Raw genomic sequence first — 6,134 nt, 5'->3', positions numbered from 1 at the left:
CCCCCCCCTGCCAACCCCACGGACGGAGGACCGGCCATGACCGGCGATGCGCTGCTTTCCACCCCCACACCGGTCGCGGCCGTGGCGCTTGCGGGGCTGATGCTGGTCTTGCTGCTGAGCATGCTGGCCGGGCTGTGGCGGGTGCTGCGCGGACCCACCCGGGCCGACCGGATGCTGGCGGCACAGCTGTTCGGCACCACCGGGGTGGCGATCCTGGTGCTGATGGCGCTGGCGGACGGGCAACGCGCGCTGCTGGACGTGGCGCTGACGCTGGCGGTGCTGGCGGCGGTGGCGGTGGTGGCCTTCGTCGCCTCGGCCGGGGGGCGGGCACCATGAGCGCGATCCCGATCCCCGCATCCGAGGCCGCGGGCCTGGCGCTGATGGCGCTGGGGGCGGTGTTCTTCGTGGCCGGCACCGTGGGGATGCTGCGCTTTCCCTGCGCCGTCAGCCGCCTTCATGCGCTGACCAAGGCCGACACCATGGGGTTGGGGCTGGTGGTGCTGGGGGCCGCGGTGATGGCCGGCACCGGCGGGGCCGCGCTGCGACTGGCGCTGATCTGGATCTGCGTGGCGCTGGCGGGCGCGCTGGGGGCGCAGCTGATCGCGGCCTTCGTGCGCCGCCACGGGGGCCAGTGGCCGGAAACCGAAGCGTCCGCGACTGAAATGCCGGACACCGGAACGCCGGAGGTCGGACAATGAGCGGGATCGACCCGATGCTGCCCTTCGATGTGGCGCTGGCGCTGGCGCTGGTGGCGCTGTCCTGGGCGGTTCTGGCGGCGGCCGACCGTTTTGCGATGGTGGTGCTGTTCATCGTGCTGGGGCTGATGGTGGCGCTGGCCTGGGTGCGGCTGGGCGCGCCCGACGTGGCGCTGGCCGAGGCCGCGATCGGCGCGGGCGTCACCGGTGCGCTGCTGCTGGCGACGCTGCGCCACCTGCGCGGCCCCGAGGCCGCCCCCGCGCCCGGGCCGGTACGCTGGAGCGTGGCGGCCCTAGTGGCGGGGGTGACGGTCGCGCTGGGGGCGGTGGTGGTGGCGGTCGCCACCGCCCCGCGCCCCGAGGGGCTGGCGGGACCGGTGCGCGACAACCTCCCCGCCAGCGGGGTGGAGCATGCGGTGACGGCGGTGCTGCTGAACTTCCGCGCCCACGACACGCTGATGGAGGTGGTGGTGCTGCTGATCGCGGTGATCGTGGTCTGGGCCGTCGACCGGGGGCTGGCGGCCGCGCATGATCCGGCCGCCGGGCCGGAGGCGGACGGGCTGGGACCGGTGCAGGCGGGATATGCCCGGCTGGCGCTGCCGGCGGCGGTGGTTCTGGGGATCTATCTGCTGTGGGCGGGGGCGCATGCGCCGGGCGGTGCGTTCCAGGCCGGGGCGGTGCTGTCGGCGGTGGGAATCATGGCCGTGCTGGCGGGCCGCTGGCGGCCCGAGGCGCACCACCGGGCCTGGGCCCGCGCGGTGTTCGGGCTGGGGGCCGCGGTGTTCGTGCTGGTGGCGCTGGGGGTCGGGCTGGGGCCGGGGGTGGCCTATGAATACCCGCCCCATCTGGCCAAGCCGCTGATCCTGGCGATCGAGGCCGCGGTGACGCTGTCCATCGCCGCCACCCTGGCCGCGCTGTTCTTTGGCCGCGAACCCGCGCCGGTGTCCCGGTCCCGGGGGCGGCGGCCATGAGCGTGCCCGGCCCCGACCTGATCTATGGCGTTGCCGGCCTCGGGATGTTTGGCCTGGGGCTGCACCATGCGATGACCGCGGCGGCCCCGCTGCGCCGCGTGCTGGCGCTGAAGATCTGCGCCATCGGCGCGTCGTTCCTGCTGATCGTCGCGGCCTGGCGGGTCGCGCCGGGGGCCATCGACGCGGTCCCGCATGCGCTGGTGATCACCGGCATCGTGGTGATGGTCTCGGCCATGGCGGTGGCGCTGGCGCTGATCCGGCGCATCCGCGCCCTCCAGGACGGCGAGGACACGCAGCCCGGGCACACACAAGCCGGGGACACGCAACCCGGGCACACACGGAACAGGGAGGGCCGGCAATGACCCCGGCGGTGATGGACGGGCTCATGCCGCATCTGATCGACTGGGAGGTGGTGGCCATCATGGCCCCGCTGCTGGGCGCGCTGGCGGGGCTGGTGATGCCGCGCGCGGCCGCCGGGATCGGCATCGCAGCGGTGGGGCTGACCACGCTGGCGGTCGCCGCGCTGAGCTGGGCGGTCACCACGCAGGGCGCGCGCATGATGGCCCTAGGCGGCTGGGGCGCACCGCTGGGCATCGACCTGCGCGCCGACGGGCTGGCGGTGATGATGCTGGCGATGACCGCCGGGGTGGGGCTGTGCATCAGCCTGTCGGCGCTGGCGGGCCAGAGGGCGCGTCCGGCCGCGGGCCGCCCCGGGGTGTTCTGGCCGCTGTGGCTGCTGCTGCTGGCGGGGCTGAACGGGGCGTATCTGTCGACGGACCTCTTCAACCTCTACGTCATGCTGGAGGTGATCTCGCTGGCCGCAGTGGGGCTGACGGTGATGGGCGGGGGCGCGGCCGCGCTGCGGGCGGGGTTCGAATACCTGATGGCCAGCATGCTGGGCGCGCTTCTGTTCCTGCTGGCGGTGGGATTCGTGTACCTGCGCTTTGGCCGGCTGGACCTGATGGGGCTGGCGGACCTGGTGACGCCGGGGGACCCGGCGATGGCGGGGGTGCTGGCGCTGATGCTGGTGGGGCTGGCGCTGAAGACGGCGCTGTTCCCGCTGCACTGGTGGCTGCCGGCGGCGCATGCCAGCGCCACCGCCCCGGCGTCGGCGCTGTTGTCGGCGCTGGTGGTGAAGGTGTCGCTCTATATCGTGCTGCGGGTGGGCCAGTACCTGGTGCCGCCGACCGAGGGGCTGGTGCTGCTGGTGGGGCTCGCGGGCGGGGCCGCGATGATCTGGGGCGGCATCCAGGCGCTGCGGGCCGAACGGCTGAAGCTGCTGGTGGCGTGGTCGACTGTGGCGCAGATCGGGCTGATCTTCGTGGCGTTTGCCCGCTCGGGCGCGGCCGGTACGGCAGAGAGCTGGAAGGCCGCGGCGCTGCTAATGCTGGCGCATGCGGTGGCCAAGGCCGCGATGTTCCTGGCCGCCGGCCGCATCAAGGACGAGGTCGGCCATGACGAGATCGCGCGGCTGGACCGCAGCCCGGTCCGCCCGACGCTGGCGCAGTTCACCTTTGCGCTGGCGGCGATCAGCCTGATCGGGCTGCCGCCCAGCATCGGATTTGCCGGCAAGTGGCTGCTGATGGAGGGAGCGCTGGCGGCCGGCTACTGGCACTGGGTGGCGCTGACCTTCGTGGGCACGCTGCTGAGTGTGGCGGTGTTCTCGCGGGTGATGGTGCCGTTCCTGCGCTTCGACCGGCAGCGCGGCCCGGTGGGCGAGCATCAGGGCTGGGCGCTGGCGGACGCGCCGCCGCTGGTGCTGGCGCTGGCGTCGTTCGGGCTGGGGCTGGGCGCGGCGCAGATCCTGACAATGCTGGAGGTGGGCGAGCCGTTCGCGCGCGCCACCGGCGCCGTTCTGGGGGGCGCGCCATGACCGAGGTCGTGCTTCTGCCGGTGTTCATCCTGATGACCTCGCTGGGGGTGGCGCCGCTGATCTTTGCGCTGCCCGAACGCGCGGCGGGCTGGCGCACGGCGCTCAACCTCGGGGCGGCGGCGGCCAAGGTGGCGCTGGTCGGCTGGCTGAGCTGGAAGGTGGCGCGCGGCGTCATCTACGAGGTGCGCTTCACCGTGCTGCCGGGGCTGGAGTTCAAGCTGCAGGCCGACCCGCTGGCGGTGCTGTTCATCGCGCTGTCCGCCGTGCTGTGGCTGATCACCACCGTCTATGCCGTGGGATACCTGGAGAAGGGACCGCACCGGTCGCGCTTCTTCGGTTTCTTCAGCCTGTGCGTGGCGGCCACCACGGGCGTGGCACTGGCGGGCAACCTGTTCACCTTCCTGATCTTCTATGAACTCCTGACACTCGCGACCTATCCGCTGGTGGTGCACCGGGGCACGGCGGCGGCGCTGCGGGCGGGGCGGATCTATCTGATCTATACGCTGTGCGGGGGGCTGGTGCTGCTGTTCGGCACGCTGTGGCTGTGGGTGCTGGCGGGGACCACCGATTTCGTGCCGCGCGGCGTGCTGGCGGATGTGGTGGCCGACGCCCCGGTACAGGCGCGGGTGCTGTTCTTCGTGCTGATCGCGGGGCTGGGGGTGAAGGCGGCGCTGTTCCCGCTGCACGCCTGGCTGCCGATCGCGATGGTGGCGCCGGCGCCGGTGTCGGCCCTGCTGCATGCGGTGGCGGTGGTCAAGGCGGGCGCCTTCGGCATCATGCGCGTCGTCTACGAGGTGTTCGGCATCGACACCGCACAAGCCCTCGGCGTCACCGCGCCGCTGGTGGCGGTGGCCGCCGTGACCATCCTCTACGGCTCGGTGCGCGCGATGATGGAGGATGACCTGAAACGCAGGCTAGCGTTCTCGACCGTCAGCCAGGTCAGCTACATCACCCTGGGCGTGGCGCTGGCCAGCCCCATCGCCGCCATCGGCGCGCTGGCGCATCTGATCCACCAAGGGCTGATGAAGATCACCATGTTCCTGGCCGCCGGCAACCTGGCCGAGGGGCTGGGCGTCAAGTCCGTGAGCCAGATGAACGGGGTGGGCCGCAAGATGCCGGGCACCATGGTGGCCTTCACGCTGGCGCTGCTGGCGATGATCGGGCTGCCGCCGCTCGCGGGGTTTGTCAGCAAATGGTACCTCGCCTCGGGCGGCCTGGCGGCGGACCAGGGCTGGGTGATCGCGCTGCTGGCGGGCTCCAGCCTGCTCAATGCGCTGTATTTCCTGCCCATCGTGCACCGCGCCTGGTTCGGGGTGGAGAGCGACGCGCCCGCCCGCGTGCCCGGTCGGCCGCGCATCGGCTGGATGATGACCGCCCCGCCCGTCGCCACCGCGACCCTGGTTCTGGTGGCGGGCATCTTTGCCAACGCGCCCTTCAGCCCGCTGGAGTGGACGCGCTTCATCGTCGCCCTCGAATACCTGGAGCCGCAGCCATGATCCCCGCCACCGGACCCGTGATCGGCCCGATGATGACCGAGGCGCTGCTGCTGGCGGCCATTCTGGCGCCGCTGGCCCTGGCGGTGGCGCTGGCCACGCCCGCGGGGGGATGGGTGCTGCGGGCGCTGCCGCTGGCGGCGGTACCGGCACTGGCGGCGGTGGCGCTGCTGGCGGCCCCCGCGGCGGTGGCCGAACCATGGCTGCTGATGGGCGCGGGCTTCGGGATGGAGGGCCTGGGCCGGGCCTTTCTGGGCTTCACCGCGGTGCTGTGGGCGGCGGCGGCCTGGGCCGCGCGGGGCTGGCTGCGCCACACCGACCACGCGGGCCGCTTTGCGGCGTGCTTCCTGATGGCGATGGCGGGCAACTTCGGGCTGATCCTGGCGACCGACGTGCCCGGCTTCTACACCTTCTTCGCGCTGATGAGCTTTGCCTCCTACGGGCTGGTGATCCACGCGGGCACGCCCGGGGCGCGCGGGGCGGCGCGGCTCTACATCGGCTTCGTGGTGGTGGGCGAGCTTGCGCTGTTCGCGGGCCTTGCGCTGGCGGTGGCGCAGGCGGGCACGCTGGAGCTGGCCGGGATCCGCGCGGCCGGCCTGTCGGATCCGGCGGCCTGGCTGGTGATCGCGGGGCTGGGGGTCAAGCTGGGCGTGATGCCGCTGCATGTGTGGCTGCCGCCGGCGCATGGGGCGGCGCCCGCGCCGGCCTCGGCGGTGCTGTCGGGGGCGATGATCAAGGCGGGGCTGTGGGGCATGATGGCGGTGCTGCCGCTGGGGACGATGGTGCTGGAGGATCACGGCACCGTACTGCTGGCGGCGGGCCTGGTGGCGCTGTTCGCCGCCGTGCTGCTGGGCCTGCGCGAGGCCAGCCCCAAGGCGGTCCTGGGCTGGTCGAGCGTGGCCCAGATGGGGCTGGTGGCGCTGGGGATCGGGGCGGCGCTGAAGGCGCCGGTGGCTTGGACGGTGCTGGGTCCGGGGCTGGTGGCGCTGGCCGCGCACCATGCGCTGGCCAAGGGGGCGCTGTTTCTGGGCGCGGGCGCGGTGGCCGCGCAGGCCGCGGTCGCGGCGCGGGTGGCGCTGATGCTGGCGCTGGCGGTTCCGGC

At 73.2% G+C, this 6,134-nt stretch carries 7 protein-coding genes; all 7 read left to right on the top strand.

All coding sequences use genetic code 11. From position 1 onward, the window contains the following. A partial coding sequence (locus CCR87_RS06310) for an MrpF/PhaF family protein (protein ID WP_242511888.1) occupies positions 1-336 on the top strand: 336 nt, incomplete at its 5' end. Beyond that, positions 333-698 (top strand): cation:proton antiporter, encoded by a 366-nt coding sequence (locus tag CCR87_RS06305; RefSeq protein WP_201156709.1) that lies wholly within the window; start codon positions 333-335, stop codon positions 696-698. The genes CCR87_RS06310 and CCR87_RS06305, both read left to right, overlap by 4 nt. Then, positions 695-1,666, top strand: a complete 972-nt coding sequence (locus tag CCR87_RS06300; protein ID WP_201156708.1) for a hydrogen gas-evolving membrane-bound hydrogenase subunit E — start codon at positions 695-697, stop codon at positions 1,664-1,666. Before CCR87_RS06305 ends, CCR87_RS06300 begins: the two co-directional genes overlap by 4 nt. Continuing rightward, positions 1,663-2,028, top strand: a complete 366-nt coding sequence (locus CCR87_RS06295; RefSeq protein WP_201156707.1) for an NADH-quinone oxidoreductase subunit K — start codon at positions 1,663-1,665, stop codon at positions 2,026-2,028. The genes CCR87_RS06300 and CCR87_RS06295 overlap by 4 nt, the downstream gene beginning before the upstream one ends. Then, positions 2,025-3,539, top strand: coding sequence for a complex I subunit 5 family protein (locus CCR87_RS06290; RefSeq protein WP_201156706.1), 1,515 nt, complete (start codon positions 2,025-2,027; stop codon positions 3,537-3,539). The genes CCR87_RS06295 and CCR87_RS06290 overlap by 4 nt, the downstream gene beginning before the upstream one ends. After that, the gene (locus CCR87_RS06285) at positions 3,536-5,035 is read left to right on the top strand and encodes a complex I subunit 5 family protein (RefSeq protein WP_201156705.1); all 1,500 of its coding nucleotides are present in this window, start codon (positions 3,536-3,538) and stop codon (positions 5,033-5,035) included. Before CCR87_RS06290 ends, CCR87_RS06285 begins: the two co-directional genes overlap by 4 nt. Beyond that, a partial coding sequence (locus CCR87_RS17495) for a proton-conducting transporter transmembrane domain-containing protein (RefSeq protein ID WP_274609752.1) occupies positions 5,032-6,134 on the top strand: 1,103 nt, incomplete at its 3' end. The genes CCR87_RS06285 and CCR87_RS17495, both read left to right, overlap by 4 nt.

Source organism: Rhodobaculum claviforme, assembly GCF_016653255.1.
Lineage (GTDB): Bacteria > Pseudomonadota > Alphaproteobacteria > Rhodobacterales > Rhodobacteraceae > Rhodobaculum > Rhodobaculum claviforme.
Note: the sequence above shows the minus strand (reverse complement) of the source record. Positions and strands in the feature narration are given on the sequence as shown.